This is a genomic window from Nucisporomicrobium flavum (assembly GCF_016464385.1).
Taxonomy (GTDB): domain Bacteria; phylum Actinomycetota; class Actinomycetes; order Mycobacteriales; family Micromonosporaceae; genus Actinoplanes; species Actinoplanes flavus_A.
The window spans coordinates 79,692-96,562 of record NZ_JADMLH010000016.1 but is presented as its reverse complement, the minus strand read 5'-3'; the positions used below and the strand labels follow the sequence as shown (position 1 = coordinate 96,562).

Below are 16,871 nucleotides of genomic sequence, written 5' to 3'. Positions count from 1 at the left end.
AAAGAGGCTGGCTCAGCAGGTCGGCTTGGGGGCGGCCGCGGCCAGCGCCAGGTTTTCCTCCTGCGTCGGTGCCACGGATGCCGCCTCGGCCAGCTGCGCCTTCGACGGGGAGGCCGACGGGGACGGCTTCTTCTTCGAGGGGGACGGTGACGGGGACGGCGAGTGGGACTTCGAGGGGGCCTCGGCGACCGTCGAGCCGCCGGCGAAGCGTACGGATGTCGTCTGCTTCTTCTTCGGGATCAGTTTGATGTTCTTCGCCGTGACCGTGTTGCCGTAGATGTCGGTCATCTTGATCTGGAACGGGCCGCTGCCGGTGCGCCGGTCGATGATCCAGAAGTTGTAGTCGGCGTGGGTGGCGGTCATCCAGGAGCCGCCCGGGCCCTTCGCCTTGACCGACTTGATGGGGTTGGCGTGGTTGTCGATGAGGACGGCCCACCAGTACTGGGACGAGCCCTCGGCGAAGGTGATGCTGAGCGGGCCGGGGGTCGTCGCGTTGGGGACCGCGCGGTAGGTGATGGGGACGACCCCCTGGACCGGGTCGGCGATCTTCTTGAAGGCCGTACGGCTCAGGTCGAGCCAGCCCACGGTGCATTCGGGGCAGGAGTCGAAGACCTTGACTCGGACCTTGCCCTTGGGGCCGGTGACGTCGATGTAGCTGCCGCACGACAGGGCCGCCGAGTATTCGGTGCGGCCCAGGGCGACGTACAGGTCGTCGGCGGGGGGTCTGAAGTTGCAGTTGCCCGTCGCTCCGGCGAGGTCGTAGAACGTGGCCTTGCCCTTGTGCTTGGCGCTGGTCGGCGGGGCGGCGCAGGCGCCGCCGCCGTTCTGCAGCAGCAGCGCGATCCCGAGGACGCCGGCCAGGAGGACGGCGCCGCCGGTGGCGAGCCAGCGGGGACGCAGGAGCCGATGAGCTGTCACGCTGAGGCATCCTGCGCGGGTACGGCGGCCCGGGGCAACTCCTCTAAGGGACGCTTAAGACAGGCTCCCCCACCCGGATGACCTGCGTCTCACCTGCGGCGACGTCCGGGACGAGCTGGATGCCGAAGCGCAGGCCGTCGGCGTACCGGCGGATCGCGCCGAGCAGGCGCAGGGGTTCCCGGCCTCCCTCGCCGGTCTCCTGATCGATGGTCGTCACCACGCAGCGGTTGCAGTGCTCGGCGACGCGGAACGTCACATCCCCGATGCGCAGGCGCCCGCCGATCCAGGCGTCCTCGGCCCAGGCAGCGGCGCCGGAGACGACGATGTTGGGGCGGAACCGGGTCATCGGGACCGGCTCGTCGAGGTGGGCGTTGAGCGCGTCGAGGGACGCCTCGTTGGCGAGCTGCACGGGGAAGCCGTCGGCGAACGACACCTGCCGGGTCGCGGGGTCGCCGAGCCAGGCCAGCCGGGCGTCACGGCCGACGAGCTCGCTGATCAGGGGCTGGGCCGCGGCGGCGAGCCGGGCCATGGCCGGCGGCTGAGAGCTGAAGACATGCACGGTCGTCTCGGGCGCGTCGACGGGCTCGGCGACGTCGACGCCGTTGAGCACGATCCCGCCGGGCCGCGGCACCGCATGCAGGCCGGTGAGGGCGGGCGCCTCGCGCTGGGTGACACCGACCCCGTCGGCGTCGATCACCATCCAGCGGCGGTCGCCGGCCAGGCCCCACGGTTCGGTCACCGCCTCGTCGTGGTCGAGGCGGTGACAACCCTTCACCGGGTACGTGTGCAGCGACGCGATCCGCATCCGCCCAGCGTGACACAGGCCCTTCCGACCCCGTCAGGCGATGGTGACGACGATCTTTCCGGTGGGGTGGCCCTGCTCGAGCTCGCGGAGCGCGGCCGCCGCGTCGGCGAGGGCATAGGTCCCGCCGATGACGGGGGTCACGGCTCCGGACTCCAGCAACGGGGTGAGCTCCTCGATGCTCTGCCGGTCCACCCGCGCGGTCACGCCGAGCACCCGGGCGGCGCCGAACAGCGAGAGCACCGGCGCGGCCATCTGCCGCTGGAAACCGCCGAGCCACCGCCCGCGCGCGTGCCCGCCGCCGACCAGAACGATCGCCCCGCGCTCGCCGGCCACCTGCCGGAGCAGCGACAGCGGGCGGTTCCCCGCGGTGTCGACGACGACGTCGTAGCGCTCGCCGCGGTCGGTGATCTCCTGTCGGGTGTAGTCGATGACGTGTTCGGCGCCGAGCGAGCGCACCAGCTCGGCCCTGGCGCCACTGCACACGGCGGTGACCACGGCACCGGAGGCGCGGGCCAGCTGCACCGCGTACGTGCCGACGCCGCCACCCGCGCCGATGATCATCACGTGCTGCCCGGCGCTCACCCCGGCGACGCCGAGGCTCTGCAGGGCTGTCACCGCGGAGATCGGCACCGCCGCCGCCTGCTCGAAGGTGAGGCCGGCCGGCTTGCGTGCCAGCCGCTGCGGCCGCGCGACCGCGTACTCGGCGAGCGAGCCGGTCTCGCAGGTGCCGTACACCTCGTCGCCCGGACGTAGCCCGGTGACGCCGGCGCCGACCTCCGCGACGACTCCGGCGAGATCACGGCCGAGGCCGGCGACGCGCGGCCGGCGGAGGCCCGTAGCCAGGCGGACGGCCAGCGGACGGCCGGTCATGAAGATCCAGACGCCGGGGTCCACCGCGGCTGCGTGCACCCGGACCAGGACGTCGTTCCCGCCGATCGGCGGCCGGCTCACCTCCCGCAGGTGCAGGCCGGCGGCCGGGCCGTACGTGTCGCGGACGATTGCTCTCACGGCTGCTCCTCGGACGTCTCCGGATACTGGAACACGTCGTCGAGCGGCACCCCGAAGACCCGGGCGACCCGGAAGGCCACCTCCAGGCTCGGCGAGTACTTGCCCTGCTCGATGGCGTTGAGGGTCTGCCGGGTGACGCCGATGCGCTCGGCGAGGTCGGCCTGGGTCATCTCGTCGCGGGCGAAGCGCAGCGAGCGGATGCGGTTGGTCACCCGGGTCGGCTTCACCACTGCGGCACGCCCCGGCGGTAGACCACGACCTTGGCGATGCCGCCGAGGATCGCCGACAGCACGAAACAGAGGTAGACCACGTTGGCGATCCAGAACCGGTCCCACTCCCCCATCGCCATGAGCATCGCCGCCACCGCGCCGATCACCACGAACGACTGGCCCACGTGCTCCCCGAGCCGGCCGATCTCCCGGTCCCGCTCGTCGGTGTCCCGGGACGTGCCCGGAACCGAGCCCATGGCGATCTCGGCAACGATCGACGCGACGATCGCCAGCCCGACGGTCCAGAGCAGCGCGTCGCGGTAGGGCACGTCCGCCGGCGCCCGGCCGCCCAGCCGGCCGGCGATGACGATCACGTACGCCGTGTAGCCGAGCACGGCGACCACCAGCCTGATCCAGGCCCGCTTCTCCACGTACGCCATCGGAGGCCTCCCCGTGTCCACAAAGTTTGACACGGCGAAGGTAGCAAATTCTTGACTTGGTGTACAGAAAATTTGACATCTCCAGCGGGCGGCCTCCCGTGCACTGCGCTGCACATCGATAGACGGGGGCGAAAGTGCGGCGCAAGATCACGGCGGCTCTGGGTGCGGCTCTGCTGGTGGTCGGGCTGCCCGCCATGGCACCCGTGGCCGCGGCGGCAACGCCGGAGATCAGCTGACCACGGGCAACTTCAACGGTGACCGGTACGACGACCTCGTCATCGCCACCACGTGCGAGCCGGACACCCACGCGGGCTCGGTGCAGGCCGGCGGCCTCTGGATACTGCCCGGAAGTGCGGACGGGCTGGCGCTCACGCGCGCCGTACACATCAATAAGAGCAGTCCGGGCGTGCCTGGCACCTCCGCCGCAGACGACGGGTTCGGCTCCGCCCTCGCCGTCGGCGACCTCACCGGCGACGGCCGCGACGTCGGCAGCAACGCCGACGCGGGGACGGCCGTGCTGCTGCGCGGCTCGTCCTCGGGCCTGACCGGCAGCGGTTCGCAGGTCTGGAGCCACCGCGCCGGACGAGAAGGTCGGCGGCTACCCATCGGCGGCCGCAGCCGGCATGCTCGTCACCTTCACCGCGTCCTCGACCGGCCTCGCGCCGAAGGCCGGCTGGACGGGGCAGAACCAGCGCTACACCGACTTCTCCTTCGACGGATACGGCCGCGTACTGACCGGCGGCTGAGCCATTCAGGACACCCAGGGCCTGTCCTGGCCGCCGGCCACCGTCGCTTCGGCCAGGGCCGGAACGGCGGCCGGCGTCTTCGTGGTCAGGTGCTGCTGCAACGCGGCATGCCGGAACTCGTAGTAGCCGCCGGAGGTGCGCAGCACGCCACGGCTGTTCGCGTCGTGCAGGAACGTCATCAGACGCCAGGGGGTACGGCCGGTCAGCGCCCACCAGGCGCGAATCAGGCAGAACGGCAACCACTCGCCGGAGCCGGCGATGACGACCGCCCCGGTGACGCCGGCGACGGCACCTCCGACCGGCCCGATCACAGTTGCGGATCCCGTCGCCGACATCGCCGCGTACAGAGCTCCCATGCTGAGCGCGAACCGCCGGTCGTCGCGCAGCGTTTCGGCCGGACTGCCGGCGCGCGCCGGCGACGTGTCCACGCTGACGCCGACGATGACGAAGGCCAGCCCGGCGAAGCCGGCACCGACCACGAGCCCGGTGAGCGGCCCGGCGTGCAGGCCGAACGGCACCCCGAACCCGAACCCGAACGCCGCCGCGATCAGCAGTCCCAGCCACAACATCCAGCGCCGGGACCGGATCGTGGCCAGGGTGAGGCGGCGCGGCATCGGGTTCGGCCCGCGCTTCAACCAGGTCGGCACGCTGAAGGCAGCACCGATCAGCAAGCCCAGGAAGATGCCCTGTCCCACGTCGTCGAGATCGACGCCGGCCAGCCGCAGGCCGATCAGGACGATCGAGAGCGGCAGCAGGCCGAGGTTGAACAACAACTGCGGGCCAGTCATCTCGTCGCGGAGACGCCACCAGGCGAAGCCTCGCCGGCCGCTCCGCTCGAGATGAGCGGCGACAGCCGTGAGATGCCGGGTCACCCGCCGGATCTGCATCTGCGTGCGGAGCGTCTCCCGGGGCCCGATCGCGTACGCGGAAGGGATGAAGCGGCTCAGCAGATGACGTTCGATGCCGGACCGGTCGGTGGCCCAGGCAGCATCCAGCAGCTCGTCGGGATCGGCGTCCTCCGCGCCGTAGATGCGACCGGCCAACCAGACCGCCAAGGGCGAGGACAGCGCGTCCGCGAGCGGTGACGGGCAGCCCGAGGCCAGGTGCTCGTACACCCGGGTCGTCCGGTCGCCGTCGTGGAGGAAATCGGCGACCTCACGGGGATCCAGCGGGAGGATCTCGACGACCGACGTGCGCCGCACCACGACGCCTGCCGATCGGTATCCGTCGAACGTGCTGGTCAGCACGAAGGGGCGAGCCTGCCCGAACACTTCGTCGAGGTGGCGCAACGCCGCCGCCCGGCGCTCCACGGCCAACTCGTCGAAGCCGTCGAGCACCGGCAGGACGAGATCGCGGGAGAGCAACTCGGCGGCGAGGGTACGCCGGCCACCGTCCGGGGTCTGGATCTCCCGGCGCAGTTCCCAGTTCTCCTCGCACAGCCGGCCGGCCAGCCAGACCTCCAGGCTCTCCACCTCGGGATTCCACTGCGAGAGGGAGGCGAGCACCGGGATCCGCGCGGGCTCGGCCCAGCGATCCGCCAGGTCACGTACCAGTCGCAGAGCCAGCATGCTCTTCCCGGACCCGGCATCGCCGAGCACCACCACCCGTCCCGGGCACCTCGGGTCGCTGTACGCGTCGGCAATGCCGGTGAACACGCCGTCCGGCAGGAACGGCTCGGGGGCATCGGTGCGCCGGAGCGCCCGCCACCGCGCTGTCACCGAGCGCGCGTTCGAGGTTCGGGCCCAGCGGATCGGAAGCGGCCATGGATCCTCGATCCGGCGCAGTTCGTACTCCGAGCGACGTCGTCGCCGCTCCGCCCGAACGAGGTTCGCGGCCGCCTCGGTGACCATGTCGTCGGTCACCGGCAGCGGGCGGCCGCCTTTCCAGACCCGGGTCAGCAGGGTGTCCGCCAGCGTGATCACGGCGAAGACCACCGCGGCGATGCTGGCCCACTGGTCCGACTTCTCCCGCCCTTCGTGAACGAGGAACAGCAATCCGGCCACCACAGCCGACAGCAGGGCCGCGGTCAGCAGAAGAAACCGGGGCCGACGTAACCATCCGAGCACCGGAACAGGGTCCAGCGAGGCCGGGCGGCCGACAACCCTTGCCGGAGTCCGCTATCCGACAGGGATCGGCCAGTCGCCAGGTTTTCTCGACAGACACCGAAGTGGTACTAGCGGTGTGAAAGTTTTTATGCATAGTCTGCTTGTGTGAATGACGCAGCGGTCAGGCCAGGTGGGCGGGTGCTCGATCTCTTCCAGGGCGCCCGGCTCACCCCGACGCAGCGACGCATCGCGCAGAGCCTCGTGCACCACGGGCCGTCGGCGGCGTACCTGTCCGCGGCCGAGGTGGCCGAGCTGGCCGGGGTGTCCCAGCCGTCGGTGACCCGGTTCGCGATGGCACTCGGGTACGCCGGCTATCCCGCGCTGCGCCGGGAGCTGCGGGCGCTGGCCGGGGTGCCGGCCGGGCAGCCCGACGGCGGGGAGAACGCGATGCAGCGGGCGCTGCGGGCGGAGACCCGGCATCTGGAACGGATGGCCGACGAGCTGAGCGACCTCGGGGCCGTCGAACGGGCCGCCGGGCTGCTCGCGGCCAGCCGGCCGTTGCCCGTGCTGGGGTTGCGGGCGGCCGCGCCGCTGGCCGCGTACTTCGGATATTTCGCCGCGAAAGTGCATCCGGACGTCCGGGTGCTGGACAGCGGCGGGACGATGCTGCTGGACCGGATCGACCAGGCCCGGGCCGCCGGGGCGAGCGCCCTGCTGGCGGTCGTGCTGCCGCGCTACCCGCGGGAGACGCTCGACGCGATCCGGGAGGCGAAGGACGCCGGGCTGGCCGTGGTCGCGCTCACCGACTCGGGGGTCAGCCCGGTCGCCGAGACCGCCGACGTGGTGCTCAGCGCGCCGGTCGGCACCCAGCTCGTGTTCGACCTGCACACCGGCCCGATGGCGCTGGCCATGGTGGTGCTGCAGGCCATGTGTGACGCCGCGCCGGAGCCGGCGCAGCGCCGCCTGGAGCAGTTCGAGGCGACGGCCGCCCGCCGCCACATCTTCGAAGCGTGAAGGAGGACGGGATGCCGGAGACGGTACGAGCACCGCGCGGTACGGCGTACACGGCGCAGGGCTGGCCGCAGGAGGCCGCCAAGCGGATGCTCATGAACAACCTCGACCCCGACGTGGCGGAGCGCCCCGGCGACCTCGTCGTGTACGGCGGCACCGGCAAGGCCGCCCGCGACTGGCCGTCGTTCCACGCGATCGTGCGCGAGCTGGACCGACTCAAGGGCGACGAGACGCTGCTGGTGCAGTCGGGCCGCCCGGTCGGCGTGTTCCGCACCCACGAGTGGGCGCCGCGCGTGCTGATCGCCAACTCGAACCTCGTCGGCGACTGGGCGACCTGGCCGGAGTTCCGCCGCCTCGAGAAGCTCGGCCTGACCATGTACGGCCAGATGACCGCCGGCTCGTGGATCTACATCGGCACCCAGGGCATCCTGCAGGGCACGTACGAGACGTTCGCCGCTCTGGCCGCCAAGCGGTACGGCAGCGACCTGGCCGGCACGCTCACGCTGACCGCGGGCTGCGGCGGCATGGGTGGCGCCCAGCCGCTCGCGGTGACGATGAACGGCGGCGTCTGCCTGATCGTGGACGTGGACCGGTCGCGGCTGGAACGCCGGGTGCAGACCCGCTACCTCGACGTGATCGCCGACGACCTGGACGACGCGGTCGCGCGGGCCACCGCCGCGAAGGCCGAGCGGCGGGCGGTGTCGGTGGGGGTGGTCGGCAACGCGGCCGACGTGTTCCCGGAGCTGCTGCGTCGTGGCGTACCCATCGACATCGTGACCGACCAGACCAGCGCGCACGACCCGCTGAGCTATGTGCCGGCCGGCGTGGACGTTGCCGACGCGGCCGAGTACGCGGCGGCGAAGCCGGAGGAGTTCACCGACCGGGCGCGGCAGAGCATGGCCCGGCACGTCGAGGCGATGGTCGGGTTCCTCGACGGCGGCGCCGAGGTCTTCGACTACGGCAACTCGATCCGCGGCGAGGCGCAGCTCGGCGGCTACGAGCGGGCGTTCGCGTTCCCCGGCTTCGTACCCGCGTACATCCGGCCGTTGTTCGCCGAGGGCAAGGGCCCGTTCCGCTGGGCGGCGCTCTCCGGCGACCCGGCCGACATCGCGGCCACGGACCGGGCGGTGCTGGAGCTGTTCCCGGACAACGACCCCCTCGCCCGCTGGATCCGGATGGCCGGCGAGCGGGTGGCGTTCCAGGGCCTGCCCGCGCGCATCTGCTGGCTCGGCTACGGCGAACGCGACAAGGCCGGCGTGCGGTTCAACGACATGGTGGCGCGCGGCGAGGTGTCCGCCCCGATCGTCATCGGCCGCGACCACCTCGACTCGGGTTCCGTGGCGTCGCCGTACCGGGAGACCGAGGCCATGCTCGACGGCTCGGACGCGATCGCCGACTGGCCGCTGCTGAACGCGCTGGTCAACACGGCCAGCGGGGCGAGCTGGGTGTCGATCCACCACGGCGGCGGCGTCGGCATCGGCCGGTCCATCCACGCCGGGCAGGTCTGCGTCGCCGACGGCACCGCGCTCGCCGGTCAGAAGATCGAACGGGTGCTCACCAACGACCCGGGCATGGGCGTCATCCGGCACGTCGACGCGGGCTACGAGTCCGCCGCCGCGGCGCAGGTGCACATCCCGATGCGGGAATCATGAGCGCGGCCTTCCCGCGGCTCTGGCAGGAGATCGCGACCATCGGCCGCGATTCCACGGGCGGTTATCTCCGGTACGCCCTCAGCGAGCCGGAACTCGTGCTGCGCGACTGGTTCCGTAACCAGGCGGCCCGGCGCGACCTGCCGGTGACCGAGGACGGCAACGGCAACCTGTTCGCCTGGTGGGGTACGCCGTGGGGCCACCGGGCCGTGATCACCGGCTCGCACTTCGACTCGGTGCCGCACGGCGGCGGGTACGACGGCCCGCTCGGCATCGTCAGCGCGTTCCTCGCCGTGGACGCGCTGCGGAAGCGGGGTTTCGAGCCGGGCCGGCCGCTGGGCATCGCCGCGTTCGTCGAGGAGGAGGGCGGTCGGTTCGGCGTACCGTGCCTGGGCTCGCGGCTGCTGACCGGGGCCATCTCGCCGGACAAGGCTGCCGCCCTGCGCGACCGGGACGGGATCACCTTCGGCGAGGCGCTCGGCGTACGGCCGGCCGGCGCGCTGCCGGACCTCGCGGGCCGGGTCTCCGCCGTCGTCGAGCTGCACATCGAACAGGGCCGGGCGCTCGTCGAGCTGGACGCGCCGGTCGGGGTGGCCAGCGCGATCTGGCCGCACGGGCGCTGGCGGATGGACTTCACCGGCTCCGGCGACCACGCCGGCACCACGCGGATGGCCGACCGGCGCGACCCGATGCTCACGTACGCGGCCACCGTGCTGGCCGCCAACGAGGAGGCCCGGGAGGCCGGCGCCCACGCCACGGTGGCCCGGGTGGAGGTGACACCCAACGCCACGAATGCGATCCCGTCGCTGGTCCGCGGCTGGCTGGACGCGCGCGCCGCGGACACCGCCACGCTGGACCGGCTCGTCGAGGCCGTGGTGAAGCGGGCCACCGAACGGGCCGGGCAGGACGGCACCGAGCTGGCGGTGGAACCGGAGTCCGTGTCACCGGAGGTCACCTTCGACACCGGGCTGGCCGCGCGGCTGGCCGGGACCCTCGGCGGTGCCCCGATCCTGCCGACCCAGGCGGGGCACGACGCCGGGGTGCTGTCGGCGCACGTACCGACCGCGATGCTGTTCGTCCGCAACCCCACCGGCATCTCGCACTCCCCCGCCGAGCACGCCCCCGACGAGGACTGCGCGGCCGGCGTCGAGGCGCTCGCGACCGTGCTCGAGGCGCTGCTGTGAGGTACTTCGCCGAGCACGCGTGGGTCGCCGGCCGTGTCGAGCGCGACGTCGCCATCGACGTGGCCGACGGCCGGTTCACCGCGGTGACCCCGGGCGCGGCACCGGGCGGCACCCCGCTGCCCGGGCTCGTGCTGCCGGGGTTCGCCAACGCGCACTCGCACGCGTTCCATCGCGCGCTGCGCGGGCGTACGCATGACGACCGCGGCAGTTTCTGGACGTGGCGCGAGCGCATGTACGAGGTGGCCGCCCGCCTCGACCCCGACAGCTACTACGAGCTGGCCCGGGCCGTGTACGGCGAGATGGCCCTGGCCGGCGTCACGTGCGTCGGCGAGTTCCACTACCTGCACCACAACCCGGACGGCACCCCGTACGCGGACCCGAACGCCATGGGCCACGCGCTCGTGGCGGCGGCGCGGGACGCGGGTATCCGGATCACCCTGCTCGACACCCTCTACCTGACGTCCGGTGTGGACGGTCAGCCGCTCGAGGGGGTGCAACGCCGCTTCGGCGACGGCGACCTCGACGGGTGGCTGGCCCGGACGGCGGCCCTGCGCGACGCCGGGCACGCACGGATCGGTGCCGCCCTGCACTCGGTCCGGGCCGTGCCCGCGGCCTTTCTCACCGGTCTCGCCGGGCGGGCGCCCTTGCACGTGCACCTCTCCGAGCAGCGGGCAGAGAACGAGGCGTGCGAGGCCGTGCACGGCTGCACTCCGACGGAACTGTTGCACCGTCACGGCGTCCTCGGCCCCGGCACCACGGCGGTCCACGCCACCCACCTGACCGGCAAGGACATGGATCTTCTGAGCAGCACCGGGACGGGCGTCTGCCTGTGCCCGACCACCGAGCGGGACCTGGCCGACGGGATCGGACCGGCGCGGCGGCTCGCGGACGCGGGCGTGCCGCTGAGCCTGGGCAGCGACAGCCACGCGGTCATCGACCTGTTCGAGGAGGCCCGCGCGGTCGAGCTGGACGAGCGTCTCGCCACCGAACGCCGCGGCCACTTCACGGCCGGCGAGCTGCTCACCGCCGCCACCGCGCACGCATCGCTCGGCTGGGACGACGCCGGCCAGATCGCGGTGGGCAAGCGGGCCGACCTGGTCACGGTCACCCTCGATTCCGTACGCACGGCCGGCGTCGACCCCTCCGGCGTGGTCTTCGCCGCCACGAACGCCGACGTGACCCACGTGCTCGCCGACGGCCGGCTGATCGTCGACGCCGGGCGGCACACGGCGTTCGACGTACCGGCCGCCCTGCGGAAGGCAATCCCATGAGCCTGCTCGTCACCGGCATCGCTGAGCTCGTCACCCACGACCCCGCGACCGGCACCCTGCACGACGCGGCGGTCATCGTGGACGGCTCCCACATCGCCTGGACCGGTCCCGCCGCCCACGCCCCCGCCGCCGACGAACGCCTCGACGTGCAGGGCCGTGCGGTCGTACCGGGCTTCGTGGACAGTCACGCGCACCCCGTGTTCGCCGGCGACCGGGCCGCCGAGTTCGCCGCGCGCATGGCCGGGGAGCCGTACACCGGCGGCGGCATCCGGACCACCGTCGCCGCGACCCGCGCCGCCACCGACGACGACCTGCGGTCGGCCGTCCGGCGCCTGCTCACCGAGATGCGCCGGCAGGGCACCACAACGGTCGAGATGAAGAGCGGGTACGGCCTCACGGTCGCCGACGAGGTCCGCAGCCTGCGCCTCGCCGGCGAGGTGACGGCCGAGACGACGTACCTGGGCGCGCACGTCGTCCCCACCGAGTACGCCGACCGCCCCGACGACTACGTGACCCTGGTCAGCGGGGCGATGCTCGAGGCAGCCGCCCCGTACGCCCGGTGGATCGACGTGTTCTGCGAGCGCGGCGCGTTCGACGGCGACCAGGCGCGCACGATCCTGACCGCGGGCGCGAAGGCGGGTCTGGGGCTGCGGATCCACGCGAACCAGCTCACCGAAGGGCCCGGCGTACGCCTCGCCGTGGAACTGGGCGCGGCCAGCGCCGACCACTGCACCCACCTCAGCGACGCCGACGTGGACGCGCTCGCCGGCTCCGGCACCGTGGCGACGCTGCTGCCGGGCGCCGAGTTCTCCACTCGGTCGCCGTACCCGGACGCCCGCCGGCTGCTCGACGCCGGTGCGACCGTCGCGCTGGCGACCGACTGCAACCCCGGGTCGTCGTACACGTCGTCCATGCCGTTCTGCATCGCCCTCGCCGTCCGCGAGATGCGGATGACCCCGGCCGAGGCGCTGTGGGCGGCGACCGCGGGCGGCGCCCGCGCGCTGCGCCGCGACGACATCGGCGTGCTGCGCCCCGGCGCCCGCGCCGACCTGGTGGTCCTCGACGCCCCCTCCCACCTGCACCTGGCCTACCGGCCGGGGGTCCCGCTCATCAGCACAGTTCTGCACGACGGAGTGCCTCTATGAACGTCATCGTCCAGCCCACCGGCATCACCCCCGCCGACGTCGTCGCCGTCGCCCGGCACGGCGCGAAGGTCGAGATCAGCGAGGAAGCCGTCGCGGCCATGGCAAGCAGCCGGGCCATCGTCGACAGCATCGAGGCCTCCGGCCGGCCCGTGTACGGCGTCAGCACCGGCTTCGGCGCGCTCGCCAACACGTCCATCGCCCCCGAGCGCCGGGCCGAGCTGCAGCACGCGCTGATCCGCTCCCACGCGGCCGGGGTGGGCGCGCCGATGCCCCGCGAGGTGGTGCGGGCCATGATGCTGCTGCGGGTACGGTCGCTCGCGCTGGGGCTGTCCGGCGTACGGCCGAAGCTCGCGCAGGGGCTCGTCGACCTGCTCAACCACGACATCACGCCGTGGGTGCCGGAACACGGCTCGCTGGGCGCCTCCGGTGACCTGGCCCCGCTCGCCCACTGCGCGCTCGTGCTGCTCGGCGAGGGCTGGGTGCTCGGCAAGGACGGCGCCCGCGTCGACGCCGCCCAGGCGCTGCACGCCGCGCACCTCGAGCCGCTGGACCTGGTCGCCAAGGAAGGGCTCGCGCTGATCAACGGCACCGACGGCATGCTGGGCATGCTGCTGCTGGCGATCGAGGACGCCGGGCACCTGTTCGCGATGGCGGACGTGACGGCGGCGCTGGCCATCGAGGCGATGCTCGGCTCGGAACGCCCGTTCCTGCCCGAACTGCACAGCATCCGCCCGCACCCGGGTCAGGCCGCGTCGGCCGCGAACATCCACCGGCTGCTGCAGGACTCGGCCATCATGGACTCCCACCGCGACGACCTCGCGCACGCTGTGCAGGACGCGTACTCGATGCGCTGCGCGCCGCAGGTGGCCGGCGCGGCCCGCGACACCCTGGAGTTCGCCCGTACCACGGCCGCGCGGGAACTGCGCTCGGTGGTCGACAACCCGGTCGTGCTCACCGACGGCCGGGTCGAATCGACGGGGAACTTCCACGGGGCGCCGCTCGGCTTCGCCGCGGACTTCCTCGCCATCGCGGCCGCGGAGGTCGGCGCGATCGCGGAACGCCGCGTCGACCGGCTCCTCGACGTCGCCCGCAACCGCGAGCTGCCCCCGTTCCTCTCCCCCGACGCGGGCGTCAACTCCGGCCTGATGATCGCCCAGTACACGGCGGCGGGCATCGTCGCGGAGAACCGGCGCCTGGCCAACCCGGCGTCGGTGGACTCGCTGCCGACCAGCGGCATGCAGGAGGACCACGTCTCCATGGGCTGGGCGGCGGCGAAGAAGCTGCGTACGGTCCTGGACAACCTGACCAGCCTGCTGGCGGTGGAGCTGCTGTCGGCCGTACGCGGCATCCAGCTGCGCGCGCCGCTGAACCCGTCCCCGGCGGGACGGGCGGCGGTCGCGGCGGTCAGCGGGTTCGCCGGCGAGCCGGGGCCGGACCGGTTCCTGGCACCGGTGCTCGAACAGGCGCGGACGGTCGTCGCGGAGCGGGCGCTGCGGGTGGAGATCGAGGCGGCCGTCGGGCCCCTGCTCTAACCCTTCTTCGTTCTCACCACGAGCACGCGGGGGTGGCCGTCGACGTCGGTGAAGGCCCGCGCCAGGTAGATCCAGGAGTCGTCCACCGCGGCCGCATCGGCGTGCCCGGCCACCGTCGCCAGCGAACCGTCCGGCCGCACCCGCAACACCTCGGAGTCGCCGCGGCGCTGCTCCTTGGACAGTTCGAGCAGCTCCCGCTGGGTGTCGCTGACCTCGCCGGTCCAGTCGAACGTCTCCGGCAGCCGGTTGAACGCGGCGTTCACGCTGGTCAGATACAGGTCACCGGTGGAATCCACGACCAGGCTCGCGTTGCTCGCCCCGGCGCGGATCGTGCCGCCGCCGGCCAGGTTCACCCGCGCCCGGGCCGCCGGCCCGCGATCCTCGAACGGCTCGTCCGCCTCCTCGACGCCGTCGTCGAGCCCGCCGCCGATGTTGCCGATCACCTGGCGGGCCGTGCCGTCCGCGCGCACGGCGACGACGCTGCGGCGGCCCGGAGCGGCGTACAGGGTGCCGTCCGGTGCGACCGCGAGCGGATCGTTCAGGCCGCCCTCCAGGGCGATCTGGCGGGCCGGCGTGCCGTCCGGGAAGCCGGTGCTGCTCCGCGCCGAGCGCCACTGACGTTCGGTGAGCCCGGCCAGATCCCGGCCCAGCACGGTTCGCAACTTCCCGTTCTCGTCCGTCCGCACCAGCTGATACGTCACCGGCCCGATCCGCTCCTCGGCGAAGAACAGGTGACCGTCGGAGGCCACCGCGACCCCGTGCAGATACCGCACGTACGCCCCGGCAACCGGCGCACCATCCGGGGCGGGCTTCCGATCCCCCCGGTACGTCTCCCGATCGATACCCACCGTCTGAACGGCAACGCCGTCAGCCGTGACCCGCCACACCCCGCCGTTACCGTTCCACATGGCGAGGTACAGATCACCGCCCGGCCCGGCAGTGGCCTGACTGATGTAATCGGCCTTGATCGCCGGAACGGCCACCCGGGTCAGCCGCGCATCCTTCACGGACCACACGGTGAGGGCTTCCCTCTCCTCGGTCAGCACCCGCAGCACACCGTCAGCGCCCATGATCATGTCCACGAGCCGCCCATCGATGAACGCGTCCGCGGCAGCGCCACCGTCGTTCTCCCCCGCCCCGGCGACGACCTCGACCTCCTGAGCGGTCAAGCCCCCGGGATCACACCCGCCCGCCGCGGCGAGCATGCCGACAGCAGCGACGACAGCAACCATCCCCCGTGTTCTCACGGCAGGAATGGTAGAGGGAGCAGTCTCGCCGGGGCGATCCTGCTCGGGCGGGCCGGCGGGCACGGCCGCTCGGGCAGGCACGGCCGCTCGGGCAGGCACGGCCGCTCGGGCAGGCACGGCCGCTCGGGCAGGCACGGCCGCTCGGGCAGGCACGGCCGCTCGGGCGGGCACGGCTAGGTTCGGCCGCTCGGGCGGGCTCGGGCGGGTGCGCGGTCTCGGGCGCGCGGTCTCGGGCGGGCGCGCTCGGGCGGGCGGGCGCGCTCGGGCGGGCGCGCGGTCTCGGGCGGGCGCGCTCGGGCGGCCCTTCGACGGCTCAGCGGGGCAGTTCCTTGGCGATCACCTTCGCCAGCTCCCGGAAGGCCTTCCCCCGGTGGCTGATCGCGTCCTTCTCCGCCGGGCTGAGCTCCGCGTTGGTCCGGTCCTGGCCGTCGCCCAGGAAGATCGGGTCGTACCCGAAGCCTCCCGTGCCGCGCCGGGCCCGCAGGATGCGTCCGGTCTGGCGGCCCTCGACGAGGTGTTCGCGGCCGTTGGGCAGGACCAGGGCCGCCGCGCAGACGAAGGCGCCGCCGCGGTGCTCGTCCGCCACGTCGCCGATCTGGGCCAGGACGAGGTCGAGGTTCGCCTGATCGTCGCCGTGCCCGCCGGACCAGCGGGCGCTGAAGACGCCGGGCATGCCGTTGAGGGCGTCCACGGCGAGGCCCGAGTCGTCGGCGACCGTGGGCAGGCCGGTGCGCGACGCTCCCTCGCGGGCCTTGATGAGCGCGTTCTCCCCGAACGTGAGACCGGTCTCCGGCACGTCCGGATAGTCGGGGAAGTCGCCGAGCCCGACGAGCTGCGTCCGCCCGGTGCCGAGCGCGAGGTCGAGGATGCGCTGCAGCTCGACGAGCTTCTTCTTGTTGGCCGTGGCCAGCAGCAGGCGGGCGCTCACGACGCGAGGGCCTTCTGCTGGGCGGCGGCGAGCTCCGCGCAGCCGAGAACGCCCAGGTCGAGCAGGGCGTCGAGCTGGTCGCGGCGGAACACGTTGGCCTCGCCGGTGCCCTGGACCTCGACGAAGTCGCCGTCGCCGGTGCACACGACGTTCATGTCGACTTCGGCCGCCACGTCCTCGTCGTACATCAGGTCGAGACGGGCCTCGCCCGCGATGATGCCGACGCTGACCGCCTGGATCGAGCGGTGGAGCACCGACGCCGGCTTGCCGGCCAGCTTCTTGCGGTCGGCGAGCCAGGTCACCGCGTCGTGCAGGGCCACGTAGGCCCCCGTGATCGCGGCCGTGCGGGTGCCGCCGTCGGCCTGCAGGACGTCGCAGTCCAGGACGATCGAGTTCTCGCCGAGCGCTTTCAGGTCGATGCACGCGCGCAGGCTGCGCCCGATCAGGCGGGAGATCTCCTGGGTGCGGCCGCCGACCTTGCCCTTGACGCTCTCGCGGTCACCGCGGGTGTTCGTGGCGCGCGGCAGCATCGCGTATTCGGCGGTGACCCACCCCAGGCCGGAGCCCTTGCGCCAGCGGGGCACGCCCTCGGTCACGCTGGCGGTGCACAGGACGCGGGTGTTGCCGAACTCGACCAGCACCGATCCCTCCGGGTGGATGCTCCACCGGCGGGTGAGGGTCACGGGACGGAGTTGATCCGGCTCTCGGCCGTCGGGTCGTGCCATGGCCAAGA

16 protein-coding genes are annotated in these 16,871 nt (G+C 72.9%); 7 read left to right on the top strand and 9 right to left on the bottom strand.

From position 1 onward, the window contains the following. Nucleotides 1-12: 12 nt before the first annotated feature. The 5 genes from IT780_RS30820 to IT780_RS30800 are packed head-to-tail and all read right to left on the bottom strand — an operon-like array spanning nt 13 to nt 3,380. Nucleotides 13-918, bottom strand: coding sequence for an expansin EXLX1 family cellulose-binding protein (locus IT780_RS30820; protein ID WP_199515331.1), 906 nt, complete (start codon nt 916-918; stop codon nt 13-15). 43 nt (nt 919-961) lie between these two features. Next, nucleotides 962-1,723: an MOSC domain-containing protein gene (locus IT780_RS30815; protein ID WP_199515330.1), complete on the bottom strand. Its 762-nt coding sequence runs from the start codon at nt 1,721-1,723 to the stop codon at nt 962-964. A 33-nt stretch (nt 1,724-1,756) separates the two neighbouring features. Further along, nucleotides 1,757-2,731, bottom strand: a complete 975-nt coding sequence (locus IT780_RS30810) for an NAD(P)-dependent alcohol dehydrogenase (RefSeq protein ID WP_199515329.1) — start codon at nt 2,729-2,731, stop codon at nt 1,757-1,759. Further along, nucleotides 2,728-2,961, bottom strand: coding sequence for a helix-turn-helix transcriptional regulator (locus IT780_RS30805; protein WP_199515328.1), 234 nt, complete (start codon nt 2,959-2,961; stop codon nt 2,728-2,730). Before IT780_RS30805 ends, IT780_RS30810 begins: the two co-directional genes overlap by 4 nt. Further along, the gene (locus tag IT780_RS30800; RefSeq protein WP_199515327.1) at nt 2,955-3,380 is read right to left on the bottom strand and encodes a hypothetical protein; all 426 of its coding nucleotides are present in this window, start codon (nt 3,378-3,380) and stop codon (nt 2,955-2,957) included. Before IT780_RS30800 ends, IT780_RS30805 begins: the two co-directional genes overlap by 7 nt. Before the next feature lie 623 nt (nt 3,381-4,003). Here IT780_RS30800 and IT780_RS42875 point away from each other — a divergent pair. Further along, nucleotides 4,004-4,126 (top strand): hypothetical protein, encoded by a 123-nt coding sequence (locus IT780_RS42875; protein WP_267910183.1) that lies wholly within the window; start codon nt 4,004-4,006, stop codon nt 4,124-4,126. A gap of 5 nt (nt 4,127-4,131) precedes the next feature. On the opposite strand, the gene IT780_RS30795 is transcribed toward IT780_RS42875, so the two are convergent. Continuing rightward, nucleotides 4,132-6,120, bottom strand: coding sequence for an NACHT domain-containing protein (locus tag IT780_RS30795; protein ID WP_233413775.1), 1,989 nt, complete (start codon nt 6,118-6,120; stop codon nt 4,132-4,134). A 216-nt stretch (nt 6,121-6,336) separates the two neighbouring features. Here IT780_RS30795 and IT780_RS30790 point away from each other — a divergent pair, with 216 nt between their 5' ends. The 6 genes from IT780_RS30790 to hutH are packed head-to-tail and all read left to right on the top strand — an operon-like array spanning nt 6,337 to nt 13,963. Then, nucleotides 6,337-7,185, top strand: coding sequence for a MurR/RpiR family transcriptional regulator (locus IT780_RS30790; RefSeq protein WP_199515325.1), 849 nt, complete (start codon nt 6,337-6,339; stop codon nt 7,183-7,185). An 11-nt stretch (nt 7,186-7,196) separates the two neighbouring features. Further along, complete coding sequence (gene hutU / locus IT780_RS30785) at nt 7,197-8,834, top strand: urocanate hydratase (RefSeq protein ID WP_199515324.1); 1,638 nt, start codon at nt 7,197-7,199, stop codon at nt 8,832-8,834. After that, on the top strand, nt 8,831-10,015 hold the full coding sequence (locus IT780_RS30780; RefSeq protein WP_199515323.1) for an allantoate amidohydrolase: 1,185 nt from the start codon (nt 8,831-8,833) through the stop codon (nt 10,013-10,015). The genes hutU and IT780_RS30780 overlap by 4 nt, the downstream gene beginning before the upstream one ends. Beyond that, on the top strand, nt 10,012-11,286 hold the full coding sequence (locus IT780_RS30775; RefSeq protein WP_199515322.1) for a formimidoylglutamate deiminase: 1,275 nt from the start codon (nt 10,012-10,014) through the stop codon (nt 11,284-11,286). The genes IT780_RS30780 and IT780_RS30775 overlap by 4 nt, the downstream gene beginning before the upstream one ends. Continuing rightward, on the top strand, nt 11,283-12,431 hold the full coding sequence (gene hutI / locus IT780_RS30770; RefSeq protein WP_199515321.1) for an imidazolonepropionase: 1,149 nt from the start codon (nt 11,283-11,285) through the stop codon (nt 12,429-12,431). The genes IT780_RS30775 and hutI overlap by 4 nt, the downstream gene beginning before the upstream one ends. Beyond that, the gene (gene hutH, locus IT780_RS30765; RefSeq protein ID WP_199515320.1) at nt 12,428-13,963 is read left to right on the top strand and encodes a histidine ammonia-lyase; all 1,536 of its coding nucleotides are present in this window, start codon (nt 12,428-12,430) and stop codon (nt 13,961-13,963) included. Before hutI ends, hutH begins: the two co-directional genes overlap by 4 nt. Here hutH and IT780_RS30760 read toward each other — a convergent pair. From IT780_RS30760 to rph, 3 genes are all read right to left on the bottom strand, one after another. Further along, complete coding sequence (locus IT780_RS30760) at nt 13,960-15,210, bottom strand: SMP-30/gluconolactonase/LRE family protein (RefSeq protein WP_199515319.1); 1,251 nt, start codon at nt 15,208-15,210, stop codon at nt 13,960-13,962. The genes hutH and IT780_RS30760 overlap by 4 nt on opposite strands. A gap of 313 nt (nt 15,211-15,523) precedes the next feature. Next, a complete protein-coding gene (rdgB, locus tag IT780_RS30755) occupies nt 15,524-16,138 on the bottom strand; it encodes an RdgB/HAM1 family non-canonical purine NTP pyrophosphatase (RefSeq protein ID WP_199515318.1) in 615 nt (204 codons plus the stop codon). Further along, complete coding sequence (gene rph, locus IT780_RS30750; protein ID WP_199515317.1) at nt 16,135-16,863, bottom strand: ribonuclease PH; 729 nt, start codon at nt 16,861-16,863, stop codon at nt 16,135-16,137. Before rph ends, rdgB begins: the two co-directional genes overlap by 4 nt. Nucleotides 16,864-16,871: the final 8 nt, after the last annotated feature.

Bases quoted from the DNA above. Each gene is read 5' to 3' on its own strand.
- IT780_RS30815 (WP_199515330.1), bottom strand. From the start codon at position 1,723: ATGCGGATCGCGTCGCTGCACACGTACCCGGTGAAGGGTTGTCACCGC.
- IT780_RS30800 (WP_199515327.1), bottom strand. From the start codon at position 3,380: ATGGCGTACGTGGAGAAGCGGGCCTGGATCAGGCTGGTGGTCGCCGTG.
- IT780_RS42875 (WP_267910183.1), top strand. From the start codon at position 4,004: ATGCTCGTCACCTTCACCGCGTCCTCGACCGGCCTCGCGCCGAAGGCC.
- hutU (WP_199515324.1), top strand. From the start codon at position 7,197: ATGCCGGAGACGGTACGAGCACCGCGCGGTACGGCGTACACGGCGCAG.
- IT780_RS30780 (WP_199515323.1), top strand. From the start codon at position 8,831: ATGAGCGCGGCCTTCCCGCGGCTCTGGCAGGAGATCGCGACCATCGGC.
- hutI (WP_199515321.1), top strand. From the start codon at position 11,283: ATGAGCCTGCTCGTCACCGGCATCGCTGAGCTCGTCACCCACGACCCC.
- hutH (WP_199515320.1), top strand. From the start codon at position 12,428: ATGAACGTCATCGTCCAGCCCACCGGCATCACCCCCGCCGACGTCGTC.
- rph (WP_199515317.1), bottom strand. From the start codon at position 16,863: ATGGCACGACCCGACGGCCGAGAGCCGGATCAACTCCGTCCCGTGACC.